General features: G+C 48.8%; 25 protein-coding genes. 11 read left to right on the top strand and 14 right to left on the bottom strand.

All coding sequences use genetic code 11. The features are described from left to right. Positions 1–109: 109 nt before the first annotated feature. Genes ACKPVM_RS09265 through ACKPVM_RS09250 form a run of 4 tightly spaced genes read right to left on the bottom strand, consistent with a single transcriptional unit; the run spans position 110 to position 4,223 of the window. The gene (locus tag ACKPVM_RS09265) at positions 110–547 is read right to left on the bottom strand and encodes a hypothetical protein (protein ID WP_409308752.1); all 438 of its coding nucleotides are present in this window, start codon (positions 545–547) and stop codon (positions 110–112) included. Then, entirely contained in the window at positions 523–1,812 is a 1,290-nt protein-coding gene (locus tag ACKPVM_RS09260; RefSeq protein ID WP_409308751.1) for a phosphatase PAP2/dual specificity phosphatase family protein, read from the bottom strand. The genes ACKPVM_RS09265 and ACKPVM_RS09260 overlap by 25 nt, the downstream gene beginning before the upstream one ends. Continuing rightward, positions 1,809–3,569 (bottom strand): bifunctional alpha/beta hydrolase/class I SAM-dependent methyltransferase, encoded by a 1,761-nt coding sequence (locus ACKPVM_RS09255; RefSeq protein ID WP_409308750.1) that lies wholly within the window; start codon positions 3,567–3,569, stop codon positions 1,809–1,811. The genes ACKPVM_RS09260 and ACKPVM_RS09255 overlap by 4 nt, the downstream gene beginning before the upstream one ends. Before the next feature lie 48 nt (positions 3,570–3,617). After that, on the bottom strand, positions 3,618–4,223 hold the full coding sequence (locus tag ACKPVM_RS09250; RefSeq protein WP_409308749.1) for a CDP-alcohol phosphatidyltransferase family protein: 606 nt from the start codon (positions 4,221–4,223) through the stop codon (positions 3,618–3,620). A gap of 243 nt (positions 4,224–4,466) precedes the next feature. Here ACKPVM_RS09250 and ACKPVM_RS09245 point away from each other — a divergent pair, with 243 nt between their 5' ends. Continuing rightward, the gene (locus tag ACKPVM_RS09245) at positions 4,467–4,946 is read left to right on the top strand and encodes a hypothetical protein (protein WP_409308748.1); all 480 of its coding nucleotides are present in this window, start codon (positions 4,467–4,469) and stop codon (positions 4,944–4,946) included. A gap of 130 nt (positions 4,947–5,076) precedes the next feature. On the opposite strand, the gene ACKPVM_RS09240 is transcribed toward ACKPVM_RS09245, so the two are convergent. Both ACKPVM_RS09240 and ACKPVM_RS09235 read right to left on the bottom strand, forming a co-directional pair. Further along, a complete protein-coding gene (locus tag ACKPVM_RS09240; RefSeq protein ID WP_409308747.1) occupies positions 5,077–5,370 on the bottom strand; it encodes an AzlD family protein in 294 nt (97 codons plus the stop codon). Next, a complete protein-coding gene (locus ACKPVM_RS09235; protein ID WP_409308746.1) occupies positions 5,367–6,098 on the bottom strand; it encodes an AzlC family ABC transporter permease in 732 nt (243 codons plus the stop codon). The genes ACKPVM_RS09240 and ACKPVM_RS09235 overlap by 4 nt, the downstream gene beginning before the upstream one ends. 192 nt (positions 6,099–6,290) lie before the next feature. Here ACKPVM_RS09235 and ACKPVM_RS09230 point away from each other — a divergent pair, with 192 nt between their 5' ends. Both ACKPVM_RS09230 and ACKPVM_RS09225 read left to right on the top strand, forming a co-directional pair. After that, positions 6,291–6,755, top strand: coding sequence for an Lrp/AsnC family transcriptional regulator (locus ACKPVM_RS09230; RefSeq protein WP_409308745.1), 465 nt, complete (start codon positions 6,291–6,293; stop codon positions 6,753–6,755). A 120-nt stretch (positions 6,756–6,875) separates the two neighbouring features. After that, positions 6,876–7,499: a hypothetical protein gene (locus ACKPVM_RS09225; protein ID WP_409308744.1), complete on the top strand. Its 624-nt coding sequence runs from the start codon at positions 6,876–6,878 to the stop codon at positions 7,497–7,499. A gap of 88 nt (positions 7,500–7,587) precedes the next feature. On the opposite strand, the gene ACKPVM_RS09220 is transcribed toward ACKPVM_RS09225, so the two are convergent. Further along, entirely contained in the window at positions 7,588–8,001 is a 414-nt protein-coding gene (locus tag ACKPVM_RS09220; RefSeq protein WP_409308743.1) for a RidA family protein, read from the bottom strand. A 146-nt stretch (positions 8,002–8,147) separates the two neighbouring features. Between ACKPVM_RS09220 and ACKPVM_RS09215 the strand changes: the two genes are divergently transcribed. Then, on the top strand, positions 8,148–8,741 hold the full coding sequence (locus tag ACKPVM_RS09215; RefSeq protein WP_409308742.1) for a TetR/AcrR family transcriptional regulator: 594 nt from the start codon (positions 8,148–8,150) through the stop codon (positions 8,739–8,741). A gap of 176 nt (positions 8,742–8,917) precedes the next feature. Here the strand turns inward: ACKPVM_RS09215 and ACKPVM_RS09210 are convergent, their stop codons facing one another. Then, the gene (locus ACKPVM_RS09210) at positions 8,918–9,511 is read right to left on the bottom strand and encodes a hypothetical protein (protein ID WP_409308741.1); all 594 of its coding nucleotides are present in this window, start codon (positions 9,509–9,511) and stop codon (positions 8,918–8,920) included. A 616-nt stretch (positions 9,512–10,127) separates the two neighbouring features. Between ACKPVM_RS09210 and ACKPVM_RS09205 the strand changes: the two genes are divergently transcribed. From ACKPVM_RS09205 to ACKPVM_RS09195, 3 genes are read left to right on the top strand one after another with little or no spacing between them, the layout of a single operon-like run. Then, positions 10,128–11,141 (top strand): ABC transporter substrate-binding protein, encoded by a 1,014-nt coding sequence (locus ACKPVM_RS09205; RefSeq protein WP_409308740.1) that lies wholly within the window; start codon positions 10,128–10,130, stop codon positions 11,139–11,141. Further along, complete coding sequence (locus ACKPVM_RS09200; protein WP_409308739.1) at positions 11,138–11,947, top strand: ABC transporter permease; 810 nt, start codon at positions 11,138–11,140, stop codon at positions 11,945–11,947. Before ACKPVM_RS09205 ends, ACKPVM_RS09200 begins: the two co-directional genes overlap by 4 nt. After that, on the top strand, positions 11,947–12,717 hold the full coding sequence (locus tag ACKPVM_RS09195) for an ABC transporter ATP-binding protein (protein ID WP_409308738.1): 771 nt from the start codon (positions 11,947–11,949) through the stop codon (positions 12,715–12,717). Before ACKPVM_RS09200 ends, ACKPVM_RS09195 begins: the two co-directional genes overlap by 1 nt. Positions 12,718–13,139: 422 nt before the next feature. On the opposite strand, the gene ACKPVM_RS09190 is transcribed toward ACKPVM_RS09195, so the two are convergent. Beyond that, on the bottom strand, positions 13,140–14,147 hold the full coding sequence (locus ACKPVM_RS09190) for a zinc-binding alcohol dehydrogenase family protein (protein WP_409308838.1): 1,008 nt from the start codon (positions 14,145–14,147) through the stop codon (positions 13,140–13,142). Between the two features lie 157 nt (positions 14,148–14,304). Between ACKPVM_RS09190 and ACKPVM_RS09185 the strand changes: the two genes are divergently transcribed. After that, entirely contained in the window at positions 14,305–15,243 is a 939-nt protein-coding gene (locus tag ACKPVM_RS09185; protein WP_409308737.1) for a LysR family transcriptional regulator, read from the top strand. Between the two features lie 55 nt (positions 15,244–15,298). Here ACKPVM_RS09185 and hisN read toward each other — a convergent pair whose 3' ends face one another. From hisN to ascF, 3 genes are all read right to left on the bottom strand, one after another. Further along, positions 15,299–16,090 carry a histidinol-phosphatase gene (gene hisN, locus ACKPVM_RS09180; RefSeq protein ID WP_409308736.1) on the bottom strand — a complete coding sequence of 264 codons (792 nt, stop codon included), beginning with the start codon at positions 16,088–16,090 and terminating at the stop codon, positions 15,299–15,301. 239 nt (positions 16,091–16,329) lie between these two features. Next, a complete protein-coding gene (locus ACKPVM_RS09175) occupies positions 16,330–17,760 on the bottom strand; it encodes a 6-phospho-beta-glucosidase (RefSeq protein WP_409308735.1) in 1,431 nt (476 codons plus the stop codon). A gap of 18 nt (positions 17,761–17,778) precedes the next feature. Next, the gene (gene ascF / locus ACKPVM_RS09170) at positions 17,779–19,251 is read right to left on the bottom strand and encodes a PTS cellobiose/arbutin/salicin transporter subunit IIBC (RefSeq protein WP_409308734.1); all 1,473 of its coding nucleotides are present in this window, start codon (positions 19,249–19,251) and stop codon (positions 17,779–17,781) included. A gap of 379 nt (positions 19,252–19,630) precedes the next feature. On the opposite strand from ascF, the gene ACKPVM_RS09165 reads away from it, so the two are divergent. Beyond that, positions 19,631–20,668, top strand: coding sequence for a LacI family DNA-binding transcriptional regulator (locus ACKPVM_RS09165; protein WP_409308733.1), 1,038 nt, complete (start codon positions 19,631–19,633; stop codon positions 20,666–20,668). 19 nt (positions 20,669–20,687) lie between these two features. Here the strand turns inward: ACKPVM_RS09165 and ACKPVM_RS09160 are convergent, their stop codons facing one another. Together ACKPVM_RS09160 and ACKPVM_RS09155 are read right to left on the bottom strand one after the other, a co-directional pair. Beyond that, positions 20,688–21,215 (bottom strand): ClbS/DfsB family four-helix bundle protein, encoded by a 528-nt coding sequence (locus ACKPVM_RS09160; protein ID WP_409308732.1) that lies wholly within the window; start codon positions 21,213–21,215, stop codon positions 20,688–20,690. Positions 21,216–21,299: 84 nt separating this feature from the next. After that, the gene (locus ACKPVM_RS09155) at positions 21,300–22,139 is read right to left on the bottom strand and encodes an AraC family transcriptional regulator (RefSeq protein ID WP_409308731.1); all 840 of its coding nucleotides are present in this window, start codon (positions 22,137–22,139) and stop codon (positions 21,300–21,302) included. A gap of 270 nt (positions 22,140–22,409) precedes the next feature. Between ACKPVM_RS09155 and ACKPVM_RS09150 the strand changes: the two genes are divergently transcribed. Next, complete coding sequence (locus ACKPVM_RS09150; protein ID WP_409308730.1) at positions 22,410–23,813, top strand: MFS transporter; 1,404 nt, start codon at positions 22,410–22,412, stop codon at positions 23,811–23,813. A 14-nt stretch (positions 23,814–23,827) separates the two neighbouring features. Then, complete coding sequence (locus tag ACKPVM_RS09145; protein ID WP_409308729.1) at positions 23,828–25,837, top strand: glycoside hydrolase family 127 protein; 2,010 nt, start codon at positions 23,828–23,830, stop codon at positions 25,835–25,837. Positions 25,838–25,995 lie beyond the last annotated feature (158 nt).

The raw sequence follows: 25,995 nt of genomic DNA, 5'->3' as shown, positions 1-25,995 counted from the left end.
AAGACTAAAAAAACCTTTAAAATCCACGCAATTGCGTGGATTTTTACTTCAAACAGCCTCAAGTAAAGCTCTTAAGACGTTGCCGTAACAAATATTGCTGCTCTCGCGTTTATAAAATACCGGGAGATGAAGAAGTGACATAATCCCATAACAACGCCATCAGCCAAGTCATCCACAATACTCCCGTGGACCACATTGTACGTCGATACAGATTCAGTGCGCCTCGTTGACGCTCGACAAACGCGAGCTTTTGTAGTTTTTCTCTGCGCCAGATAGCAAAGAGTGCCTCTCCGGCAAGGTGGTTATTTTCTTCACTCATCAACATGAAATAGTGCTCGTCTAACCAAATACGCCAACAACCAAACCAGACGATACCGCATAGTAATGCGATAAAAATACGGGGAAAAACCAGCGGGTCGGCGAATATCACCCATGTCATCGGTGGAATGGAAAAGATCAGAAAGAAACGTCCACTTTTCAGGGTTTGCTGAACGAAGCGCGTTTGCAGATCGATCTGGTTTGTTACATTGGAATTTTGGTTTTCCATCTTTCCAGTAACTCCATATATTCATTAGGAAACACGACTGGTGGGCGAGCCATGCGCACTTGTGCAACCGCTTGTGCCGGAGTCAGATGAGGATAACGCTGCAACAACCAAGCGGTTGCAACCAGCGCACTGCGCGAAAGCCCCAGCGCACAGTGAATCAGTACGCTGCCATGTGCTAGCCGCAATCGCTCCAGTTCATCCACCGCGCGACGAAGCGTAGCGTCATCGGGCTTAACCAGATCCAACATGGGCACACAATAATAAGCAACGCTGTGTAGAGCCCGAGAACGGGAAAATTCGCTGGTCAGATCCAATACCGCATGCTGCTTTGGAGGCATACGCGGGTATACCCCCAAGGATACACCATCGGCCAGTTGGCTGAACGACGGTAAGCGACGGGTATAGAGGCGCATGGAAAGCATCATCCCTATTCGCCAGGGTAGCAACAGCCACCAGACGGGAGGCGCTAGTTGCCCCTTCTCATCTTTTTGTAACGCATCGACACCCAACACGCCGTAAGCGAGTGCCACAATTAACAGCGCCACCGTTGGCCACCACAGCCAAGCCGTCAGAAAGGCTCCGGCCAAACAAACTAGTGCACCGCAAAGATACCGTTTTGCCAGAACCTGGTGTTTCCCCACGGCACAACACCAGCGCCATTTACCCTGTTCCGGAATCAGCCAATCGATAATCATACCGACGGCGAACCCCGTGATCACATCAATAACGTGATGCTGCCATGTAGTCAGAACCGATAAGGCGATCAGCAAAAACCAGCTACTGTTCAGCGTCTGCCATCGGGTCATCGTCAGATGGCGCTGAAAATGCCGCCACAATAGCCAGCAAAGAATAATGTGTAATGATGGCGACTGGTTGTACGGTAAATCAAACTGCTCCAATTGACCGAATAACCAACCGGAAAGACCGCTCAATTCTGGTCTGATAAAGGTAAATTGCAGCGGGAATAACAAAAAACCAGCGCAGGCGATCAGCGAGGCAAGCAGTAAACGACCGACCAGCCGGCGCTGCTCATTCAATGACGAGCAAACGAACAGCGATAAGCCATACAGCAAATCCAAACTCCAATATGGGATGATGCTCAGCGGCACAAAAGGAATATGCCGCTCCCAGCCAAAAACCAGACTGCCAATGTTTTCTCGTCCAGCCGTAAACTGATTAGCCTGCCCGTAAGTCAAAAAGAAAAATGGGGCGAGCAGAATCAACCAGCCAATCCCCTGCCAGTAAACAGAACGTCGTGTTGTCATGATGCCCGGCGTACCGCCATAGAAACGGTGAAAATTCCCCACTCGTCAATCAACTGAGTGCATTTATCAAAACCCGCCTCGCGTACCAACGCATCCATTTCCCCCTGCGTACGCACACGCATCACCCAGGCTTTGCCATCTTTATGGCTGGTAAGCGACCAGGCGATGGTTTTTAGCTGCGGATGCCACGGTTGACCGGTGTAAATCAGGATACCGCCTGGCTCAATGGCCTCTGCCAATCCAGCAAGCGAATGACGCACCGGCGTGTTCTCCGGAAACAACTCATACAATCCAGAGACAATACCGAGTGTTGGGCGGGGCTCCAACGCGGCCAGTTCTTCGCGGTTAAAGGCATCACCCTGTTCAAAACGCGCCCGCTCTGACATATTACGGCTGGCGATCATCTCCTGTCCTTTCGTCACATTCAGTTCACTGTAATCACGCAACAGGATTTCACTCACGTCCGTTTCCCCCTCCAGAGCGTCAAGCACATAGCGTCCATGTCCAGCCGCGACATCCACGACTCTTACTGTTTTTCCCTGTTCAACCAGCTTCGCTACAGCACGCTGAATTAACATCTGGAGATGAATTTTTCGCTGGCGGATCCCTTTCCAGCCGACGCTATTGAGGTAATTTTTATCAATCAAACGTCCCAGTGCGCTACTGCCCTGAGGCTGGTTACGATAGACATAATCCAGCGTACTGCCCGAATCAAACCCCGTTTCAAACCCCAGACGTACCCCTGTAGACTGAGTCCCCAGCATTTTCATGCCATAACGCAGGCCGCGATACGCCATATCGTCCATCGAGTAAGGTTCCGGCCCGCCGTTTAACATCCGCCAGGTATCCGCCCCCGGACTCCAGCGATCTTCATGGCTATAATCAAAACGCTGTGGTGGCGCGGCATAGAGCGTATCGATGAATTCGCGCATTTTATCGAACGCAACATGTCTCTCCTTTTCACCCAACGTATCGTGATAAAAACCCGGCAGTACATGCAACTCCTTCAACGGGTTGCGTAGTCGTTGGTAAAAATCGATCTGTGGTTGGCGGTGTACAACGTAATCCTCCCCGGAAACCAGCATCTGCACCGGTAACGTAATCGCGCTGGCATCGCTGACAATACGTTCTGCTGTTTTGTAGAGATCGAGGAGAATGTTTACCGCAATGGGGCGGGTAATCAGTGGGTCCTGATTAAAACTCGCCACCCGTTGCGGGTCATGTGTCAAATACTTGCCTTTAACGTAGGAATTAACGAAAAAGAGACCGCGTAACCGGTACATCAACGCCAGCCCTTGACGGGCAAACGGTACATACAGTTTGACTTTAAACGCCGGAGAAGCCAGCACCAGACCGCGAATGGCTGGGGCATAATCATGTGCCCACGTTGCGGCCAGAACCGCGCCAACGCTTTGTGCGACCACTACCACATCGTCCATTGACGCCTGACTATCAGCCGCCGCAAAACGGACAAACTCATCAACATCCTGTACTGAACGGGCCAGCGATGGGCTATAACCACGTTGACCGGGAGAGCGACCGTGTCCACGGGCATCCCAGGCATAAAACGTGGTGCCTGGCATCGCCAGTTCGTCGACAATATGTTGCAGGCGCCCTGAATGCTCATGTCCGCGATGGAACAACACGATCACTTTCGGCGTTGCACCCGCCGATGTTGCAGGCCAATAGCGATAAAACAGTTCCGTGTTATCACTGGTCAAAAATTGCCGCTCGTCCGGCGTCCGTGTATTAATCATGAAGATGATTCCCTGTTGTTTTGCTTGCGAAAAAGAAACTGGGTAGCATTATTTCGCCCCCTCGTCACATAATGCGCTACGACAACGATTGAAGACCGTCCACAGCAACAACACGATTACGATCCCCCATACAACGTTATTCCATTGTACCAGCGATGGCCAGATCGCCAGTACCAATCCCCAGGTACCCAATACCAGTGCCCTATCGCTTTTTCCCATCGGGCCGGCATAACTTCGTACGCCATTAATGGTTTGCGCCAGCACACCGCAGAACTCCGACATGACGGCACAGAACAGCATCGCCAATACCAACAACGGATTACTGTGCTCAAGCAACATAAAAGGTAGATAGAGTGCGACATCGGAGAGCACATCGCCAGTCTCATTGAGAATAGCCCCCAGGCGTGATTTTTGGTTGCACTCACGCGCCAACATGCCATCCAGCGCATTGAGCGCCATACGTAAAAACAACACGACAGGCAAGAGTGCGAAGAAACCAGGATAAGGGAAAAGGATCAACACCGCGCCAGTGATAAAGGAAAGTGCCATAGCAGCGAGAGTAATGTGATTGGCGGTAACACGTTGTTGATACAACCAGAACATCAATGGGCGCAAAAGCGCCTGAAAAGCAGGCTTTATCTGATAAAGCGTCATTATTCTATTCCCTGATAATGCGTAGATTTTCTCATGATGTATCAATTAGCCTGATGATGAGAAGCATTTTTCTCGACCAAAAGAAAATATCGGTTCCTCCACCCCGATAACTATTCTTTTCGGCAATAAGTTATAACCGAACGCTGATAAAACACTACTTGCAGGAGAATCAGTCGCCCCCTAGAATGCTTTCCGACCGTATAATTGCGGCCCGTTATCGACATAAAGGATCTGTACTAAATTATGGAAACTGTACTTGAATTGCTCGGTGGTGCCATTGGCATCTACTTCATTATTGCAATGCTGATGTTCTTCTATTGGTTCTACTTCAGGAAAGGTAGCCTGAAAAAATCATTGCTCCACATCGGTCTCTCTCTCGTGCTATTAAGTACGGTGGTTGCGATCTGGATGATCCGCGGTAACAGCATTAACGCTCAACTGGAAGCCGAGCGTGCTGCATCGGCCCCTAAGCCGATCACCATTGAACCGGAATTATTGGACATCCTCGCCAACCGCGAACCGGCTTCGGTCGATTCTTCTAAAGTAGCCGCTATCGCGCAGTTGGCTAACCAGAGATTAGGGGATGCCGGTACACAGAATGCTGCGGCATTGAAGAAATATTATATTTACTACCACACTAAACTTGCGCCAAAGAAACTACCGGACAGCGTCGCAGGTATTCAATTCGATGCTCAGCGTCGTAACGCCGAACGAGCACCGTAAACAGAAATAGCAAGACTCAGGCTGGTACAAGACTGGACCAGCCTTTCCCTTATCCTTTTATTCCATTCTTCTTATTCTCTGTATTGTTCTATCCGGTATTTTTGTCAGCGAGCTGTGTTGTATGAGTCTGTCATGACAACAGATAGCGTAAAAACGCGGTTGCCAGTACGCTGATGACTACGACGGGCAGTAGTGAAAACCGCATCGCGGCTAACAGAGCAATGAGTAATGCCAGTTGGTCGGCGAGTTCAGTCGTCGCAAAATGCGGGGCAATAACTGTGATCAGTACACAGCCGGGAGCTGCCTCTATCACCGCTTTTAAACGAGGCCCGAGTTGCCTGCCATGCAGCAGCGCATAACCCGTAATACGGGTCAGATAGGTTGTGAGAGCCATCAGTAGAATGGTCAGTAATGTTAGACTCACGATGCTTTCCTGTTCATCAACAATATGGTGAAAAGCCCCATTGTCGCACCGACGGGAACATAGGCCGCACCGGGACAAAAACGGTATGTTGCCGCAGCGCTCACAAGACTAACCAGCCAGGGGATCGCTGGTATAAACCCTCGCCACATTCCTTTCAGCAGCACCAGGAAAACGGCAGGGAAAGCCATGTCGAATCCCCACATGGTGACGTCTCCGAGCATTGGCCCCACCATCACGCCCGTTCCCGTTGATATGATCCAAATTAGCCACAGCGACAATGCCACACCGGCGTAGTACGCCATGCTAAAAGCCGATAAGCCCTGCTGACGGCGTTTTGCAACATCGGCAATGCTCATTGCCCAACTTTCATCACACATAAAAAACAGCGCCAGCAGCGCATGACGACGTGGAAGGTGAGCAAGATAAGGCGCAAGCGATGCGCCCATAAGAAGATGACGGCTGTTCACCAACAGGCTGACAAAGACGATAGTCAGGACATGCGGCGGCGATGTCCAAAGTGATAACGCGGCAAACTCGGAACCACCACCAAAATTCAACCCCGTCATCAATACCAGTTCCGACACAGAGAATCCCTTCTGCACCGCTTGCGTCCCCAATAACAAACCAAACGGAATAAATCCAATCATCACAGGAACCGCCGCAAGAACCCCTCTGTTGAATTCATTAGCAGAGGGACCGGCAAAAGAAAATGCGAAATCGCGAAACATAAATTCTCCTTTTTTGAGCGGAGTATTATAAATTTTCGCTGTTAGAATTTGGGGGCGAGTTAGTTATTAAAATCAGTTAAATTGGCATCAGATTTCATCATTTCACATTCCGTTGAAATTATCAGCCAAATGCTTTTTTTTGAATTTTGCCGCATACTGAACTGAAAAAAAATCCCATCAGGCAATCAATGGATGACATTAATGGACGAAATCGATAACCGTATTTTACGAGAATTACAAAAAGATGGCCGCATCCCGAACAATATTCTGGCTGAGAAAGTGGGCTTATCCCCTTCACCCTGCCTCCGCCGCGTAAAAAACCTGGAAGACAGCGGAGCTATCGATCGTTATGTGGCTATTTTGAACCCTCCGGCGATGGGGCTAAACCTAACTGTTTTTGTTCGCATCTGGTTGGAAAGCCAGGGTGAAGAAACGGTTGAACATTTTTGCCGTGAGGTCGCAAGGCTCCCTGAAGTGGTTGAGTGTCACCTCATGGTCGGCGACTGTGACTTTATCCTGCGCGTCGTTGCCGCCGACCTTAATGCCTATCGGCAATTTCAAATAAAACACCTGGCGCGAATTAAAGGAGTACAAAGCATTAAGACCGAACTCCCAATGCAAACCATTAAACAAACAACGGAACTTCCTATCCGTTAAAAAGCCAGCAAACCCCACCGGGTATAAAATACGGTAATATATCTCTCTGAAATGAGTGAATCCTTCACCGAAGGTAGTCTATTTTCCACCATGCGCCAGCGATGAATCTCAGGAAATGAAATGGCTCGCAATAACAAAAAGAATGACAATAAAAAAAATGACATTGCCCCACCACTGCTCTCCCAGCACGAGATCACTATGCTTTTACAGCCCGTGCCACAATGTATTTCTGATGAATATCCGTGGGTGAGCAATGATGAACAACTCATCGAGAAACACTTAAAAAGCGTTTGCGCGCAGGTCATGCGCCTGACCAATACCCAGTCAAGGATTGAATGGAATCATTATGGCTCTGGTTACGCCTCTTTTATTGACACCTGGTTTTATAGAAACACGCCAGATTTTAATGTCAAACGACCCGTTGGTTATGGTGAAGAACACATTGGGCTAACGGTCTTGTTGAGTCGCCTGTCGCCCTATTTTGTTTTTATGGAGAGTGATAAGCACTGGCATTCTAAAGGAGGCTATCAACCACTTCCTGATCTGGAGCGAGTCGACAAACTGGAAACACCCGCTGTCATTAAATTAAGTCAACACGTTCAGTCTGTACTTGAACAATGTGGGCTTACCCGTATTTATAAGGGACAATTAACCGCATCCTTGCCTACAGGAACGCATGTACCAACCGTACTCAACGCTCGCGGTTTCACTCAGTTCGATGCACTGTTCTATTGGGAAGATTGAGTCCATCCCCTACCGCGAATTATTCATTTAACTGGGAATGAATAATTCGCGGCAAACCTCTACGCCCGTATCTTGACGTTCAGAAAGCTCAATTTGCTTCAATAGATTGAGTAGCAGGAATGCGGGCCACCACTTTGATTTCAAAATCAAATCCCGCCAGCCAATTCACACCGATTGCCGTCCAGTTTGGATACGGTGCGCAAGGAAATACCACCTTTTTCACATCCATAATCACACCAAATTGATTTTCAGGGTCGGTGTGGAATGTCGTTACGTCAATAAGATCGTCAAGAGTACAACCGGCGGCGGCTAACGTTGCTTGCAGATTGGTAAAAGCCAATCTGACCTGCGCGGCGAAGTCAGGTTCTGGCGTACCATCAGCACGGCTTCCTACTTGTCCTGAAACAAACAACAAATCGCCGGAGCGAATACCTGCGGAATAGCCATGTTCCTCATATAACGCATGCCGATTGGCGGGAAAAATAGGTTCACGTTGAATCATAAAATGCCCTTCTCATGGAGGTAAATTCGGGTAAGGATGCGCAACGTGCATAATTAATTTAATATACACGACGTATGTCAAATTAAACACACATACGAAGTGTATGTCAAATGACATACGAACCGTATTTGAATACCGGAGGGTTCATGGCTGCAAAACGTCGAGCTGAAACAATGGAAGAAAACCGGGCTAAACTCATCTCTGCGGCACGTAAAGCCTTTGCTGAAAAAGGATTTGCCGCCGCCTCAATGGATGAGTTAACCGCCAGTGTTGGGCTAACCCGAGGGGCGCTCTATCACAATTTTGGGGACAAGCGGGGGTTGTTGGCCGAAGTTGTTGCACAGGTTGACGGTGAGATGGCACAGCGAGCCAAAGCGCGAGCAAAATCGTCCAAAGACAGTTGGGAGCGATTACTCTCTGAAGGTATCGCTTATATTGAGATGGCACTCGATCCGGAAATTCAGCGCATCGTGTTGCTGGACGGCCCTGCATTTCTCGGCGATCCGTCTCGTTGGCCAAGCCAGAACACCTGTCTGGATGCAACCCGCCATGCAGTGGCTGAAATGGTAGAAACGGGTGTTCTCAAACCTGTAGATGTAGAAGCAGCATCACGACTGTTAAACGGTGCCGCACTCAATGCTGCCTTGTGGGTAGCCGCAAGTGAAGAACCGCAGGCGACGCTGCCAAAAGTCATTGAGGCATTTACGCTTTTGGCGGGAGGATTACGAGCAACCGACTGATGCTGGCGTTATGCTTGAACCAACCGTTCCAGTTTCTCGAACTGCGCTGGCAAACGCGCCATAAAAAACATCGCTGTTCACTCCACAACCGTCCGCAAAAAAGGTTACTGATGGCAGTAACCTTCTCATTTCATTAGCGGCAAACGGTTGTGAAGACAACAACATCATCGAGTTGACTATTTCTTCAACGCCAGTAGCGCTTTTCCTATTTCCACCATCATCGCGTTTTGCTGATCCGTTATTTTTTGCAGTGCATCAGTACCGGATGTCGGATCCAGTGTGTTAATCGCCTGAATTTCCAATACTCGCCCTTTGACAAGCATAGAACAAAGTGAATGCATCACCTTATTATTCAACACGCTCTGCAAACAACGAAATTTGGTCGCGCCATCAACCTGAATATCTCGCTTATCGGGCCGGATCCGCTGGCGCAGCATTTCTTTTTCTGTGCTAGTGATAACAAGTTCGAGATCGCTGTCGCTTGAAGCGATTGGTATTTTGCCTTCTTTACTGGGCGGCAACGTATAGAGTGTCACCAACGCTTTATTATTGGCGGCACTATCCATATATTCCGTTTGCACCGAGTGATTTTGCGCATCAACGGCGACATCCCGTTTCACCATGGTGAATACTTTCGCAGGCAATACCGAAGCCAAATCCTGTGAAGTGTAACCTGCGATCAAATCAGGGTTGCCCGTCTCTGCCAGACCGCATAGCGGCAACGCCAGCAGCAGGCCGCAAACGCCCTGCTTTATTGCACCTTTCCTCATTTCACTCTCCTGTGACTAATCTAGAACCGGATATATCCGTAACGGTAGGAAGAATAAAGTTTCTTGCACGACCATTTGTTGATCCCAGCCAGTATTTCACCCTCGCCAGCGTGTCGCCAGAAAAGAGGAAAAGGCCATAGCCTCGCGCTTTACCACTTATTCATCGGCATAGGCTTATCCTACTTTAGCGCCTGAGCCGTAGCGACTCTCGCTTACCGATATTCAGAGACGTTGAATACGCTAAATGATAAACACGATATACCCGTCATACTTCAAGTTGCTTGTGCGTTGGCTGCGCTCACTCACCCGAATCACTTACTCAAGTAAGCTCATCGGGATTCCTTCGCTTGCCGCCTTCATGCAACTCGAATTATTTAGTGTATATGAAGGTGAAATTTGTCATTAATATTAATCCCGATTGTGATATTTTCATCATAAACCGGTTAAAACCATAGGATATCAATATCCTACTCTTGTTTTTTTGAACACCACGATTGTTATTTTTAACACAACGGCTCAGTCCCCTATTTGCCGTTGTGCTTGCAGAAAAGAGTGACCGACGCAGAACCGTTTAGCACACCTCACTTTTTTATTACGACACCAGAGAGGAAAAAATATGTCAATTTTGCTGAAGCTTAAAAAAAAGCGATTTAAAAAGATCACCACTAAGATTGCATTGGCCTGCTGTGCTGGCTTGCTAGCGACCTCTGCAATGGCGGCAACCACACCTGAAGCTGGCACATTCAAAATGGGTATTCAGCCCTGGTTAGGCTATGGTCAATGGCATGTTGCTCAGGCTCACGGTATTTTCGCCAAACAAGGTATGAGCAAAGTAGACATCATTAACTTTGCCGAAGATAAGGATGTCAATGTTGCATTAGCTAGCGGTCAGATTGACGGAGCCAGTATCGCGACGCATACGGCTATGGCAATGGTTTCAGCGGGCTTACCCATTAAAGTCGTCTTGTTATTGGACCAAAGCGAAAGTGCCGATGCTTTGTTAGTCAATCGCGATATCGCCAGTCTAAATGACTTGAAAGGCAAGCAGATTGCTTTTGAGGAAGGCGCCACCAGTGACATTTTACTGCACAGCGCGGTCTCCTCCGCTGGAATGAAATGGAGCGATATCATTCCCGTTCCCATGCCTGCGGATTCTGCCGGCAGCGCGTTGATCGCTAAGCGTGTTGACGCTGCCGTAACGTATGAACCTTATATTTCTGCGGCGTTAAAACAAGATCCTACGCTGAAGGTGCTGTATAGCGGGACGTCCGATCCTGGCCTGATCAGCGATGTCTTTGTCGTTCGCGACGCGGTTTTGAAAGAAAAACCAGGACAGGTCGCGGCCCTGATCAAAAGCTGGAACGAGGCGCTCAGTCACTATCAGGCAAATACGGAAGCGGACCGCGCCCTGATAGCAAAAGCCGTTGGCGCGACGCCGGCTGATTTGAATACGGCATTCGACGGCGTGAAGTATTTCTCTCTGGCAGAAAACAAAGCGGTGCTTAGCCACAGTTTCGCTGAACAAACCTTCACTCATGTGCTGGATGCAGCGTCTGCGGCAGGGTTGATTCCTAAACCGGTAACAGCGGCACAAGTTATCGACGCCAGTTTTGTGAACAGCCAGCCATGAAAGTTCGTCGTAAATCATTAAACCTTTTGGTGATCGGGCGACTTCCTTCCCGCACCCTATTTATCAGTATCAGCGTAGGATTATTTATTACGCTGTTTTTACTGTGGTGGCTGGCAACACGCAGTGGTACCGTCCCTGCCATATTTTTACCCAAGCTCAGTGATGTGTGGTTAAAAATGGTCAGTCTGGCGCTAGACGGTACGCTATGGAGCGATGTGAAAAGCAGCCTGTACCGAATCAGCGTTGCTTTTCTTATTTCCTCTGCCATGGCCATTGTGATAGGTGTGCTGGCAGGCTGTTATGGCGTATTCAAAGCTCTCACCGAACCGCTCGTCGATTTTATCCGTTACATGCCGGTCGTCGCGTTTGTTCCGTTAACCATTCTCTGGACCGGTACCGATGATGTGCAAAAATTCTTGATCATCTGGATTGGTACTTTTTTCCAGCAAGTTCTGATGGTGATTGATGCGGTAAAACGGGTTCCCGTCGACTTTGTCGGATTGGGCCGCACACTAGGAATGCCGGATAGAAAGATTCTGTTTCGCATTGTCCTACCCGGTGCTTTACCGGGTATTTGGGACGCATTGCGTATCAGCTTGGGATGGGCATGGACTTGGTTAGTGCTGGCAGAGTTAGTCGCCTCAACGTCAGGTCTGGGCTACCGGATTGTGGTATCACAACGTTTCTTCGCCACCGATACTATCATCGGCTATATCCTGCTGTTAGGTGTTTTAGGATTAATCAGCGATCAGCTGATGCGTGCCGCAGAGCGCGTTCTGTTCCGATACAACAAGAGGCGCGTCTGATGTCTGTTCTTACGATATCTAACCTGAGTAAATCGTTTCAGGTTGGTAAGCAGTCTCGTGAAGTGCTGCACAACATTAATCTGGAACTGGCTGACAACGAATTTGTATCGGTTGTCGGGACGTCCGGTTGCGGTAAAAGCACGCTGCTTTCCATCGCCGCTGGGCTGGAAGATTATGATAGCGGTGACGTACAGGTCGATGGCAAAACCATTCGCGGTGCGGGAATTGATCGCGGCGTCGTTTTTCAGTCTTATACGTTGCTGCCGTGGCTGACCGCGCGGCAAAACATCGAGTTCGCGCTGAAGGCTGCCGGGTACAGCAGGACAGAATGTCGGGAGAAAGCCGACCAACACCTTGAGTTGGTACAGCTCACTGCATTTGCCGATGCCTGGCCAACGGAACTTTCTGGTGGGATGAAACAACGAGTAGCAATTGCTCGAGCACTGTCATATCGCCCAAAAATCCTGCTGATGGATGAGCCTTTTGGCGCACTGGATGCGATGACACGTCACCAAATGCAGGAGTTATTAACCGGTATTTGGGAACAGCATCGTTTGACCGTTATGTTCGTGACCCATGATATTGAAGAAGCAGTGTATCTCTCCGATCGCATCGTGGTGATGGGGCCCGGCAGTATCCAGACAACATTTGATGTGCCATTACCTCGACCACGCCACGAAGATCTGATAGCCAGCCCGGAGTTTTCCGATCTACAGCGGCAGGTGCTACACGCAATTCGTCATGGTCATCACCGAGCGAACCAAACTTAACCTCGTGCGTGTATTTATAAAGATCGCCGGAGTGCTGTGATCGGCGTAAAAAATTATGCTGAGGAGACAGCGGGCTTAGGATGAGCCGCAGGGATGCGGCGAAAGCTTGCGTCACGTCAGACAAAAACGTCAAAGACGTTTTTGAACAGCACTTGTGCTGGCCCGCAGGGCGAACCCCATTTATGGGGTGAGTAAACGTGTCGCAAGCGGTCCGTTAAGCCCGATGTCGACGAAGGCACCGCGTCAGCGGCATAATTTCAGCCGACAGCCTGGGGTCACGGGGCGAGCGGCGTTTGAGCCGCCCCGTGTCGGGCGCGTGCCATGAGGCTGCATAAAAGTGATGCCATTATCGCGCACGAAACAGTCGCTTAGTTTGCATAAAAATGTGGCTAAGCGGCAATCGGACACAAGAACACCCTTGTTTAGAAACCTTCAAGAACGATTTTTCCTTGAGAACGTCCGCTTTCAATCAATTCGTGTGCCCGACGCAGATTTGCAGCGTTAATAGTGCCGAAATGGTTCCCTACCGTCGTGCGGATCGTACCATTATCAACCAGATTACGTACACCCTCCAAAATCTCATGCTGACGGATCATATCCGGCGTCTGGAACAGCGAACGTGTAAACATCAGTTCCCAATGAAGTGAGATAGCTTTGCGTTTGAGTTGCGTTGCATCGAGCTGAATGGGATCGTCGATAATTCCGAGTTTTCCCTGTGGCAACAAGGCTTCAACGATTTGAGAATAATGTTTATCCGTCTGCGTCAGACTGGCGACATAGCGTACTTGTGGCTCGCCGATACGCTTCAATTCTTCCGCAAGAGGAAGGGTATGGTCGATAACATCATGGGCCCCAAGATCACGAACCCATTCGGTCGTTTCCGGACGTGAAGCCGTCCCGATAACACGTAATCCCGTCAGCTTACGAGCAAGTTGCGTCAGAATCGAACCGACACCACCTGCTGCACCGACGATCAGCAATGCATCCCCCTCACCCTCGCCTTCTTTCAGACCCAGACGGTCGAACAGTAATTCCCACGCAGTCAGGGAAGTCAATGGCAGCGCGGCAGCATCCGCGTCGCTCAATGATGTCGGTTTATGGCCGGCGATACGTTCATCAACAAGGCCATACTCGGCATAAGACCCCGGCCTGACAAGAGAGCCAGCGTAATACACCTCATCGCCGACCTTAAACAGCGTGACGTCCTTGCCCACCGCTTCTACCGTTCCAACAGCATCCCACCCCAGAATACGCGGCGTATCTGTTGGCGCATTAGTGCGAACTTTGGTATCAACTGGATTCACCGCAATAGCCCGAATTTTCACCAGCAGATCATGAGTACCAGGCTCCGGCTTAGCGAATTCGGTATCATATAAAGACTGTGGATCCTGAATGGGTAAACCATTTTGGCTATAAACAACGGCTTTCATCATGGCAATCTCCGAATAATGTTTATAAAGGAAATGAGATAGACAGCAACGCGTTAATCCGTACGGTTGCAAATCACGTCATGATGATTAGCTTACCCTAGGCGAATTTTTCCAAAAATAGGTATATTAGGTTAAGACTTTAACGCCAGGAGTGAAAATGATTCGTCTTGAGGATCTCACCCTTTTCGTCCGCTCTGCCGCACTGGGGAGTTTTTCCAACGCCGCTCGCGAAGCCAATTTGCTACCAGGACAGGTGAGCGCCGCCATTCAGCGTCTTGAACGCGAGTTGGATATTCGTCTGTTTGCGCGTTCAACGCGCAGCCTACGGCTAACCGCAGAAGGGGAAAAATATCTGCCGTTTGCCCATGAAATGCTGGAAATACTCAAGAGCAGTCAGGAAACACTCCACGGTGAAACACACGAAATACAGGGCGAAATCAAGATCGCGATGCCGTCTGACATCGGGCGTAACGTGCTGCTGCCATGGATCACCGAGTTTTGCGATTCCCATCCCAAATTGACGCTACGGCTATTTCTTTCCGATCACGTTAGCGATGTTTTTCGCGATCCCGTCGATATTGCCATTCGTTACGGTGTCACAGAAAATGGAAGCTATGTTGCACTACCACTGGCTGAAGACAACCGACGTGTACTGGTCGCTGCACCTCGATATCTGGAAAAAGCCGGGCACCCGCAAGTGTTAGAAGATCTGCATCAACATCATTGTCTGCTCTATTCATTGAACGGACGTCTCTATGATAAGTGGGTATTTCCTGAAAACGGAGCCCGCCGCTACATCACCGTGAAAGGCCGTCTCCAAAGCGATGATGCCGACATTGCTCGCCGCTGGGCATTAGAAGGATTAGGTATCGTCTATAAATCCTGGATTGATGTCAGCCAAGATGTCGAAGCAGGAAGGCTGGAAGTGCTGCTGCCCGAACAACAGGGTGAAGCGGCACCACTTCACCTAATTTGTCCCCACCGCAAACAGTTTTCTCCAGCGATACGTCAGTTACACATGAAGTTGAGAGAACATTTACTTAAACGTACCGCCCTGTTGCAGACCTATCGGGCTTTCACCATCAAGCCAGCCTGACTTATCGTCATATCGATAAAAATACAACTCATCACGTGGCTGCTCATCACAAAGGCTATCCATTCAGTACCCGTAGGACCTGTTCATGAAGTGCCGGACAGCCTGTTGCTACCACCGTGCCACCCGATTCCGCTCGTTGACCATTGATATCCGTGATCACACCACCGGCTTGTTCAACAATCGGAATCAACGCCACAATATCGTAAGGTTGAAGCCCGAACTCTACACAAATATCGATGCAGCCCGCCGCCAGCATGGAGACGGCATAACACTCCCCGCCGTAACGCGTCATTAACGTTTGTCTGGTCAACTCGGCAAAGTTGACTGCCGGATTCATGGCAACGGCTTCCGGTGCCGTGGTATGCAAAATAGCCTGTTCCAACACAATGCCTTTGCGTGTTTCCAGTTGTTTTTCTCCATGCCGATTACGCATCCAGGCACGTACACCGTCAGCCCAAAAACACTCACTGGTATAAGGTTGACTCATCATACCCATCACGGCCCGCTCATCATGAAGCAAGCCAATCAGCGTTCCCCATATCGGTAAACCACACAAGAAAGGACGCGTTCCATCCACCGGATCCAGCACCCAACGAATAGGCCCCTCACCGCTGAAGCCAAATTCTTCCCCTTGAATAGCATGATCTGGATAGCGTTGCGTAATCAACTCGCGCATGACGCGTTCCGCGTTGCGGTCGGCCGCCGTTACCGGATCAAAGCGGAACCCCTCTTTGGGTTTTGTTTCAACCGGATTATCCAGATTTGATCGAAAACGAGGTAACGTTTCCTGGCTAGCCAGGTTGGCGAGTTCGTGGAAAAAAGCGATATCAGGAAGTGACTGGTTCATAGGGATACCCATCCATGTTATCGGGGGAACTTACGCGCGCCATAAATGGGTCGCGTAACGAAGAAAAGTAAAGGCAATATCAGAAATATTGAGAATCTAACTCATTATAGAACGGTAATATATTCACACTAGGACAGGAAGCCAACGTTATGTTGCCCCCAAACTCCGATTCACTCATGAAGGCGGCAAGAGTGATCGGCAGTTTGTCGGCAACCGACTCCGATGATGATCGGCGCTATTTAGTCTAAATCAGCCCCATTACTGGCAATAACCCGCTTGTACCAATGGAAAGACTTCTTTTTCTTTCTGGCTAAAGAACCATTGCCTTTATCATCGCGGTCAACATAAACAAAGCCATAACGCTTGCTCATCTCCCCCGTTGACGCTGCAATCAAATCAATACAACCCCATGAGGTATAACCGATAACCGGAATACCGTCTTCGATGGCCTCTCTCATTGCTTTAATATGTTCACGCAGATAGCTGATACGATAATCGTCGTCGATCTCACCCTGCTCATTCATCACATCTCTGGCACCCAGCCCGTTTTCCACCAAAAACAGCGGCTTTTGATAGCGGTCATACATCATATTCATCGTGATACGTAAGCCGAGCGGATCGATTCCCCAGCCCCACTCGCTGGCCTTGATATGTGGGTTTTTCAGTGATTTAACAATATTTGCAGCGCTGCTGTTCTGGTCATTCATGTCTGCCGACGCACAACGAGAGGCGTAATAACTGAACGAAACAAAATCCACCGTGTTTTTAAGAATCTCGTCATCGCCCGGTGCCGTGGTTATCGTGATGCCTTTCTCTCTAAATAACCGCGTCGTATAGGACGGATACGCTCCACGCGCCTGAACATCGATGAAAAACAGATTCTCGCGATCTTTTTCCAGTGCCGCCCATACATCTTCTGGTTTGCACGACCATGGGTAAAAATTGCCTCCCGCCAGCATACATCCAACCTGATTATCTGGGTTGACCTCATGGGCAATCTTGGTCGCCAACGCGCTGGCAAGCAACTCATGGTGAGCGGCCTGGTATTTTACTTGTTCCTGATTGTCGCCTTTCTCAAAAACCAGCCCTGCGCCAGAAAAAGGACTATGTAACAAGATATTGATTTCATTGAACGTTAACCAATATTTCACCAACCCATCAAACGCTTCAAAACAGGTTTTCGCATAGCGCGTAAAGAACTCAACCATTTTACGATTGCGCCACGAACCGTACTCCTTCACCAGATGCATCGGAACGTCAAAGTGGCACAGCGTGATCAGGGGTTCAATATGGTGCTTTTTACATTCAGTAAAGACGTCACGATAGAACGCGATCCCTTCCTCATTGGGTGTAAGTTCATCGCCGTTGGGGTAAATCCGACTCCAGGCAATTGACGTCCTGAACACGGTAAACCCCATCTCCGCCATTAACGCGATATCGTCTTTATAATGATGATAAAAATCGATAGCCTGATGGCTCGGATAAAATTCATCGTCACGCAGGGTAAAGCGGGGTTCCTGCCCCAACTTCACCGCCAGACGGCTGGCCCCATGTGGGATCATATCAACCGTCGTTAAACCTTTACCGCCTTCAAGGTAGGCCCCTTCAGACTGATTCGCAGCTAACGCCCCGCCCCATAAAAAACCGTCGGGAAATGTTAATGCTGACATAAGTGACCTCTTTTTGATCTAGTGAGTTTTTACTGTATTTTGCGGTGTTGAAATTGAGGAGGATTGGGGATCGTTTTTCCGATCGTCTTTTGCAACAGCGTCGTCTACCGGGATATCGTCAAAACCCAGCAACAGCGTAACAAAGAAGGAGATCACCACGGACAGGAGCATGACTCCAAACACCCATGCGATGCTCATCGGATTTGTCGGGTCAAAAAACTGAACGCTAGTGAACAATCCCGGCGACGCCATAGAATGGCTCGCTAATCCACCAATACCGGCAACGGCCCCGCAGATAAAACCGGTAATGAGGCAGGCGATCAGCGGACGTTTTAAGCGAAGCGCCACACCATACAAAGCCGGTTCAGAGATACCCGCAACGATCGCGGAGGCCGCCGCAGCCAGCGCGGTTTGACGAAGTTCAGGGTTTTTTGTACGCCATGCCACGGCCAGAGAAGAGCCGCCTAGCGACAGGTTGGCGCCGATTTCAGAAGGCATCACCATGCCTTCTTTACCCGTTTCCGCGATCGTTTGAATAATCGTTGGTGTAAAAACACGATGCATGCCGGTCATGACCAACAATGGCCAGATCGCGCCCATAATGGCGACAGAAAGCCAGCCCAGATAATCATGTACGGTATAAACCACGGCAGATATACCGCTACCAATCCAGATACCGATCGGACCAATAAGCATAATGGCGATAGGCGCCGAAATCAGCACGATTAACATCGGCTTCAGAAAGTTCTTGGTGACCGCGGGCGTAATGCGATCTACCCATTTTTCAATGTAAGAAAGGATCCAGGTCATACATAACGCCGGAATAACGGTATAGGTATATTTCACCGCCGTAACGGAAAGGCCAATAAACTCAACCTGCTGGCCCTGCGCCGCTTTGGCCATCAAATCAATGAAATTGGGATGAACTAATACACCAGCAATGGCAATCGCCAACGACATGTTCGTTTTAAATTTCACTGCCGCCGAGGCCGCCACCATAATCGGCAGGAAGAAGAATGCGCCATCGCCAATCACATTTAAAATAATGAGCGTGGATGAGCCTTTTTCAAAGACGCCAGTCATATCCAGAATCATGGCCAGCAATTTCACCATCGATCCGCCGATAATGGCTGGGATCAGCGGCGACATGGTTCCGATCAACGCATCCAGAATCCCCGCGCCAATGCGCCGTAGCGTGATCTTGTTTTTTGTTGTGCTGGCTTCCGCGGGCTGGAGGTTCTCTGGCATCAGTTTCAGCACTTCTGCATAGGCATGAGAAACGTTATTACCGATGATGACCTGACACTGATTGTCATTCTTCACCACACCGAGGACGCCACTCACGGCCTTCAGTTCTGCGACATTGACTGCGTTATCGTCTTTCAGCACAAAACGCAGGCGCGTCATACAATGCGTCACTGCCTCTACGTTATTCGCACCACCAATGGCATCAACTATCGATCGTGATACTGCCGCAAAATTCTTTGACATGGGTAAGAGATCTCTCGTCATGGCGTACGCTACATCAAGATAAACAACCCGAAGCCATTAAAATTGGCTTATCGCTTGTGCATAAACGTACATTTATTTTTTAAATTCATTAGGTTATGAATATATTTATGTCGGAAACCCCTATCATCACTCGGCAGATGAAACACTAATGGGTAACCGGTTCCACAAGATGATGTTTATATATTAAAAATATATCAATAGATAAATTTTTTATTTTTACTAATTTGTGATGATGATCGAAATGGAAAGGATTCAGCACGCTCCCTAAAACAGGGCGTCATTCCCCTTCCGGCATCCTGCTTGCGAATGAACAAAAATGTGTAAAATAGGCTTAATTTCTCCGGAGTCGGAATGTGTCATGTCTACAATGCAGGAAGTCGCAAAAAAAGCAGGCGTTTCAAAAGCCACCGTATCACGAGTGCTGTCAGGTAAAGGATATACCAGCGACGAAACCAAAACGCTGGTCTACAAGGCCATTGAGGAGACAGGATATCGGCCGAATTTACTGGCACGCAATCTGGCAACCAGCAAATCGGAATGCATCGGCATGGTCGTGACCAACACACTTTACAGTGGCAGCTATTTTAGCGAACTGCTGTCGCAGGCCGCCAAAAAACTGGAGGAAAATGGTCGCCAGTTGATTCTGGTGGATGGCAAGCACAGCGCGGAAGAAGAAAAAGCCGCCATTCAATTCCTGCTGGATTTACGCTGCGATGCCATCATTGTCTACCCACGATTTTTGACCGTGGATGAAATGGACATGATTATCGAAGAGCATAAACAACCAATCATGGTGGTTAATCGTAAACTACGAAAACATCAAAGCCACTGTATCTGCTGCGACCACAAGGGTGCCAGCTATAACGCCACTCGTTACCTGATTGAACGGGGCCATCGTGATATTGCGTTCATTACGGGTTCGCTGGACTCACCGACAGCCATTGAGCGACTTTCCGGTTATAAAGATGCGCTAAGCCATGCCCATATTGCCGTTCGCGACGAACTTATCGTCAAAGGTGCATGGACGCCAGCCAGCGGATATCAGGGAATAGCATCGTTATTGGGTCATCAAGTCACCTTCAGCGCGTTGCTCGCCAGCAATGACAATATGGCAATTGGCGCGATGAAAAAGTTAAGTGAAGCGGGGGTTTCCGTACCCAACGACCTCTCTATCGTGGGATTCGACGATATCCCCACCGCGCCCTTCCTGAAGCCTGCGTTATCCAGTATTAAAGACCCGATTAGCGCGATGTTCAGTGAGGTGATTAACCGCCTGATATCTATGCTGGATGGCGGCTATTTTTCTAAAGAGAATATTTTGGTGCCCGAGCTGCAAATCAGGGACTCCATTCAGAATGGGCCCTTTTTTATAACGCCCACGGAAACCGATTATTGATATTCAGCGAACGATGTCATCATGGAACAGCATGTTGTGATAGGCGCTGTTTTTCCCAGGCTCGTAGACGACCGGCCGCGTTTTTATAGGGTGACGCCGTATTAAACTGAATCATTCTGCCGCGAGTCCACTTGCCATACCACGGTTCGTCATACAGTTGAGCGTTCGAATATCCCTCAACCAGCATAATTAATTTGCCCTTATTGTCTTCCAACTGTGCAACCAGCGTTGGCCAATCCTGTATCGATGCATAGTCCTGATAGAATTTTTGTGCCAACAGCCCAAGCTGATTCCATTTATAACCCGTTTCCGGGAAGTCAATCGACATGCCCTGACGCTCCCGATCATGCCACTTCAACACTAAATTACCCCACCCTAATAAATAGGACACCAGGTTGGCCGCGCTCATGTAAGAACCCTGTGCGTGTCCCGGCATATCGGCGTTAAAAGCCAATTCTGGCGGCACCGCATTAATTTTCTTCATCAAAAGTGCAAATTGGTGATCGATCGCCGTAATCAATGCTTCTTTCGTATTCGGTACTGCCATCACACACGTTCCTGTCATGAGGTTAGAGTAGGCATTTTACCCACAGCTCACGCATCATTCTCCGTGTCAGCTCACAAGAGAATTTCAATCCGAGTTAATATGCTCCTTACAGTAGCGCTGCTTCCATGCAGCAGGCGTCAACCCCGTTAACCTACGGAAGATTTGCCTAAAATACCCTACATCACTAAAACCACACCGTGTGGCGACTTCCGTGACTGAACAAGAATCGGTAATCAGCCATTTTTCAGCAGCCAGAATGCGCTGCCGGTGAATGGCCTCCGTCATAGTAATATGGAACGTTCTACGATAAACCCGCCCCAAATAATCTGCGTTACAGTGTAACTGTTCAGCCAGTACAGATGTGGCTATTGCCTGATGATATTGGGTACGTATAAGCTGTTGCGCTTTATAGGCTAAGGCGATACCCGCCTCTTCCAGTGTCTGCTTATGGCTGGCAGCGGAGGCGATCTGCTGTAATATCAAGAGTAGAATCAACTCCAACGCCACAGAGCGAAGAACATTTTCCTGCTCGCTGAGAAATTGACGAAAAAGCGAAATAATATATTGCGTATCCTGAATTTTTACGTGCTGAGGTATGGATAATATCTCCGCAGGATAATCCATATTATTATCGTTCGTCATTTTAATATCTGAATATATTACTTCAAAATGCAACCAGTAAAATTTAAGATCGGCAGGAAAATCCCCCACGCCAACATGTTTTCTCTTGGGCCACAATAATAAGCTTTCACCCGATTTAACCTGAAAAACATGCTCATTCTCTTTAAGCGTAAGCGTCCCCTTTTCGACAAAAATCAATTCCCATGAATCCAACATCCGTTGAGGATGCATGCCAACGCCACGGGAGATAAACAGGCCACCATTTTGTACCTTTATCGGTACTTTTATCGTAAAATCAAGCATTAATTAGTTTGTCAGTGAGTGTGCTTTCATTTACTTTAGTCAAAAAATCATTATCCGTAAGCCGCTAAAATCACAGTTCTGATCTCGTTCACACTTTTTTCATCTGGTCGGAATCGTCATCTTTTTATACTTTTTCACGGTCTTGTTGGGTGCCCTATGTTATGCGAGATTTAAACATAAGCGATGAAAACGCTATTACGCCATAAAATTACCCCAGGAATTATGCCGTTTATTTCTGGCACCCTACTCTTATTTTGTGAGGAGTTCGTCATGACCTCTACACCAATAATAAATACTGAGATAGCTAATAATAAAAATAACGACCGACTTTGTATCCGCGAAAAAATAGGCTATGGGTTAGGTGATGCCGGTGGCACGGTAATAACCTGTCTGATAATGAATTTTTTGACCTTTTTCTATACCGATATTTTTGGCTTAACCCCGGCACTCGTTGGCACCTTATTTATTGTATTACGCATCTGTGACGCAATTTCTGACCCGCTAATGGGTATTCTTGCCGATCGAACCACCAGTCGCTGGGGACGTTTCCGCCCCTGGCAACTTTGGATCGCATTGCCGATTGGTTTAGCCGGGATACTGACGTTCACCGTACCCGATCTCAGCATGAACATGAAAATTGCCTGGGCGTTTGGTACCTATTTTTTGTTATCGATGAGCTATACCGCGATCAATGTGCCCTATTGCGCATTAATCAACACCATGACCACCCGCCACGAAGAAGTGTTGTCCTGCCAATCATGGCGTTTTGTGCTATGCGGCGTGGCGGGTTTCTTGGTCTCTGTTGGCCTCCCTTGGCTGGTCACGATATTGGGGAACGGCGATGCGGCATTCGGTTATCAAGCTGGCGTAGGTGTTCTGTGTGCCATTGCGGTTGTGATGTTCCTTTGCTGCTTTTTCTGGGTTCGGGAACGGGTGCCTTTGGCGTTAATGGGGAAATTCACGCTGAAGGAGCACCTTGCCGGATTAAAAAATAACGATCAACTGTTGCTAATGCTGGTGATGTCTTTTCTGCTGATCAACGTTTTTAACCTGCGTGGCGGCGGCTACATGTATTTCATCACCTATGTGCTAGAGGGCGGTGCAGGGTTTGCTTCCCTGTTCTTTACCATGGTGACCTTGGCTGCGATTTTAGGCGCGATCCTGGTGAGTCCATTAGCAAAAAGAGTTGATACGGTTCAACTCTATTACGTCACAAACCTGATTCTGGCAGCTCTGGCGGTGGCGATGTGGTTCCTGCCCGCCGGACCCGATTACCAGATATTGTGGCTTGCCGTGATTCTTGGTAATGGCATCATTCTGGGTTTCACGTTGCCATTACACTTTTCGATCATGGCCTTTGCCGATGACTATGGTGAATGGAAAAACGGTGTTCGCTCCTCTGGCATGAACTTCGCGTTTAACCTGTTTTTTATCAAACTCGCCTGGGCGGCAAGTGCCGGGATCATTAGTCTGGTGTTCATTTTTGTCGCTTACCAGCCCGGAATGGAAAACCAGACCCAGGCGTCACTCGCCGGCATCACCGCATTTGAAACGCTACTGCCTGCTGTATTTCATCTGTTGCTTGCTTTCGCTATTCGCTTTTGTCGCCTGAACGACACCATGATGAACCGTATATCGAATGACCTGCGCGTACGTCACGCTAACCAATCCTGACGATGGAGATGTTTATGAATCAGCCCAATACTCTACCCGAACATGAGCAATACGATGACGTTAATGGTCTTCCCCGTCAGGAAGTTGATCTGCGTCTGGTGAACATTACCGACCCGTTTTTAGGGCAATACCAACGACTGGTACGTGAGGTGGTTATCCCTTATCAATGGGATGCGTTGAACGATCGTCTTGATGAAACAGAGCCAAGCCATGCTATTACGAACTTTCGTATCGCCGCTGGGCTGGAACAAGGCGAATTTTACGGCATGGTTTTTCAGGATAGCGACGTGGCGAAATGGCTCGAAGCCGTCGCCTGGTCACTTTGCCAAAAGCCGGATCCGGCGTTAGAAAAAACGGCGCAAGACGTCATTGCGCTGGTTGAAGCGGCCCAGTGCGAAGATGGTTATCTGAATACGTATTTTACCGTCAAGGCCCCGCAAGCGCGTTGGACTAATCTGGCGGAATGCCATGAATTATACTGCGCGGGACACATGATCGAAGCGGGCGTCGCGTGGTTTCTGGCTACCGGACAACGTCGCTTGCTGAATGTCGTTTGTAAATTGGCCGATCACATTGATTCTGTCTTTGGACCGGGTGAACAGCAGTTACACGGCTATCCCGGTCACCCTGAAATAGAATTGGCGCTCATGCGGTTATACGAAGTCACCGGTAATGAACGATATCGCGCACTGACGCAATATTTCGTTGAACAGAGAGGCGCTCAGCCACATTTCTACGATTGGGAATACGAAAAACGCGGCAGGACATCCCATTGGAGCAACTACGGTCCGGCATGGATGGTCAAAGATAAGGCTTACAGCCAGGCACATCTTCCGCTAGCTCAGCAAGAATACGCCGTGGGACATGCCGTTCGCTTTGTTTATCTCCTCACGGGGGTTGCACATCTCGCACGCCTGCATAACGATCCAGAAAAGCGACAGATCTGCCTGCATCTTTGGAAAAATATGGTGCAACGTCAGTTGTACATCACGGGCGGTATCGGTTCACAAAGTAGCGGAGAGGCGTTTAGCCACGATTACGATCTGCCAAATGATACGGTTTATGCGGAAAGCTGTGCATCCATTGGCTTAATGATGTTCGCTAACCGGATGATACAACTGGAGGGAGATAGCCAGTTTGCCGATGTCATGGAACGCGCATTATTCAACACGGTACTGGGCGGCATGGCGCTTGATGGCCGACACTTTTTTTATGTAAACCCATTGGAAGTTCACCCCAAAACGCTGCCCTTTAACCATATTTACGATCACGTCAAACCCATTCGACAACGCTGGTTCGGTTGCGCGTGTTGTCCACCGAATATCGCCAGATTGCTAACCTCATTGGGGCACTATGTTTACACCCAACGTGACGACGCGCTGTACATTAATCTCTACGTCGGCAACGAACTGAATCTCTCGGTCGAGAATCAACCTTTCGGCATCAGCATCTCAGGAAATTATCCGTGGCAGGAGGACGTCAGCATAACAATACGCTGTGAACGCCCGGTGCCATACACTCTGGCCCTGCGTATCCCGGAATGGTGTGATCAGGCGGAAGTTCGGATAAATGATCAAAGATGCGGTGATAATGCAACTCGAGGTTATTTACACCTCTGTCGTGAATGGCGAAACGGGGATGAAATAACGCTGACACTCCCGATGCCAGTGCGCCGTGTATACGGTAATCCGCTGGTGCGGCATCTGGCGGGAAAAGTGGCGATACAGCGTGGCCCATTGGTTTATTGCCTGGAAGAGGCTGACAACGGTAGTGAATTACATAATCTGTCTCTCGATCAAGACAGTGATTTTACGTTGATAGAAGGTAAAGGTATTTTTGCACACAAAATTCTGATTCAGGCTAAAGGCACGCGGCTTACCTGTGAACAGGCTGATACGCAACCTCTCTATCGCTATGATCGTGCGCCGGGGCCATCACAACCACAAACATTGACCTTCATTCCATGGTTTAGCTGGGCAAACCGTGGTGAAGGGGAAATGCGCATTTGGATCGATGAGAAATAGCGAACTTCACTGACAAACGGGGAAATTGCCCAACCACAAACATGGGCAATTTTCGCGTTGCCACCTTAACGCTCACGCCCAATATTTTTACCGTTTTTTTGCTGCAAAAAAGAAATACAGACGTTAGCCAACACATCATACTAATAGCATCGTAAAAC

This window comes from Pectobacterium hainanensis (assembly GCF_046237015.1).
GTDB lineage: Bacteria > Pseudomonadota > Gammaproteobacteria > Enterobacterales > Enterobacteriaceae > JBJYIN01.
The sequence above is the reverse complement of the archived record's forward strand: the minus strand, read 5'-3'. Positions and strand labels throughout refer to the sequence as shown.

Excerpts from the sequence above, each read along its gene's own strand:
- ACKPVM_RS09265 (WP_409308752.1), bottom strand. The coding sequence starts at position 547 with ATGGAAAACCAAAATTCCAATGTAACAAACCAGATCGATCTGCAAACG.
- ACKPVM_RS09260 (WP_409308751.1), bottom strand. The coding sequence starts at position 1,812 with ATGACAACACGACGTTCTGTTTACTGGCAGGGGATTGGCTGGTTGATT.
- ACKPVM_RS09255 (WP_409308750.1), bottom strand. The coding sequence starts at position 3,569 with ATGATTAATACACGGACGCCGGACGAGCGGCAATTTTTGACCAGTGAT.
- ACKPVM_RS09250 (WP_409308749.1), bottom strand. The coding sequence starts at position 4,223 with ATGACGCTTTATCAGATAAAGCCTGCTTTTCAGGCGCTTTTGCGCCCA.
- ACKPVM_RS09245 (WP_409308748.1), top strand. The coding sequence starts at position 4,467 with ATGGAAACTGTACTTGAATTGCTCGGTGGTGCCATTGGCATCTACTTC.
- ACKPVM_RS09235 (WP_409308746.1), bottom strand. The coding sequence starts at position 6,098 with ATGTTTCGCGATTTCGCATTTTCTTTTGCCGGTCCCTCTGCTAATGAA.
- ACKPVM_RS09230 (WP_409308745.1), top strand. The coding sequence starts at position 6,291 with ATGACATTAATGGACGAAATCGATAACCGTATTTTACGAGAATTACAA.
- ACKPVM_RS09225 (WP_409308744.1), top strand. The coding sequence starts at position 6,876 with ATGGCTCGCAATAACAAAAAGAATGACAATAAAAAAAATGACATTGCC.
- ACKPVM_RS09220 (WP_409308743.1), bottom strand. The coding sequence starts at position 8,001 with ATGATTCAACGTGAACCTATTTTTCCCGCCAATCGGCATGCGTTATAT.
- ACKPVM_RS09215 (WP_409308742.1), top strand. The coding sequence starts at position 8,148 with ATGGCTGCAAAACGTCGAGCTGAAACAATGGAAGAAAACCGGGCTAAA.
- ACKPVM_RS09210 (WP_409308741.1), bottom strand. The coding sequence starts at position 9,511 with ATGAGGAAAGGTGCAATAAAGCAGGGCGTTTGCGGCCTGCTGCTGGCG.
- ACKPVM_RS09205 (WP_409308740.1), top strand. The coding sequence starts at position 10,128 with ATGTCAATTTTGCTGAAGCTTAAAAAAAAGCGATTTAAAAAGATCACC.
- ACKPVM_RS09200 (WP_409308739.1), top strand. The coding sequence starts at position 11,138 with ATGAAAGTTCGTCGTAAATCATTAAACCTTTTGGTGATCGGGCGACTT.
- ACKPVM_RS09195 (WP_409308738.1), top strand. The coding sequence starts at position 11,947 with ATGTCTGTTCTTACGATATCTAACCTGAGTAAATCGTTTCAGGTTGGT.
- ACKPVM_RS09190 (WP_409308838.1), bottom strand. The coding sequence starts at position 14,147 with ATGAAAGCCGTTGTTTATAGCCAAAATGGTTTACCCATTCAGGATCCA.
- ACKPVM_RS09185 (WP_409308737.1), top strand. The coding sequence starts at position 14,305 with ATGATTCGTCTTGAGGATCTCACCCTTTTCGTCCGCTCTGCCGCACTG.
- hisN (WP_409308736.1), bottom strand. The coding sequence starts at position 16,090 with ATGAACCAGTCACTTCCTGATATCGCTTTTTTCCACGAACTCGCCAAC.
- ACKPVM_RS09175 (WP_409308735.1), bottom strand. The coding sequence starts at position 17,760 with ATGTCAGCATTAACATTTCCCGACGGTTTTTTATGGGGCGGGGCGTTA.
- ascF (WP_409308734.1), bottom strand. The coding sequence starts at position 19,251 with ATGTCAAAGAATTTTGCGGCAGTATCACGATCGATAGTTGATGCCATT.
- ACKPVM_RS09165 (WP_409308733.1), top strand. The coding sequence starts at position 19,631 with ATGTCTACAATGCAGGAAGTCGCAAAAAAAGCAGGCGTTTCAAAAGCC.
- ACKPVM_RS09160 (WP_409308732.1), bottom strand. The coding sequence starts at position 21,215 with ATGGCAGTACCGAATACGAAAGAAGCATTGATTACGGCGATCGATCAC.
- ACKPVM_RS09155 (WP_409308731.1), bottom strand. The coding sequence starts at position 22,139 with ATGCTTGATTTTACGATAAAAGTACCGATAAAGGTACAAAATGGTGGC.
- ACKPVM_RS09150 (WP_409308730.1), top strand. The coding sequence starts at position 22,410 with ATGACCTCTACACCAATAATAAATACTGAGATAGCTAATAATAAAAAT.
- ACKPVM_RS09145 (WP_409308729.1), top strand. The coding sequence starts at position 23,828 with ATGAATCAGCCCAATACTCTACCCGAACATGAGCAATACGATGACGTT.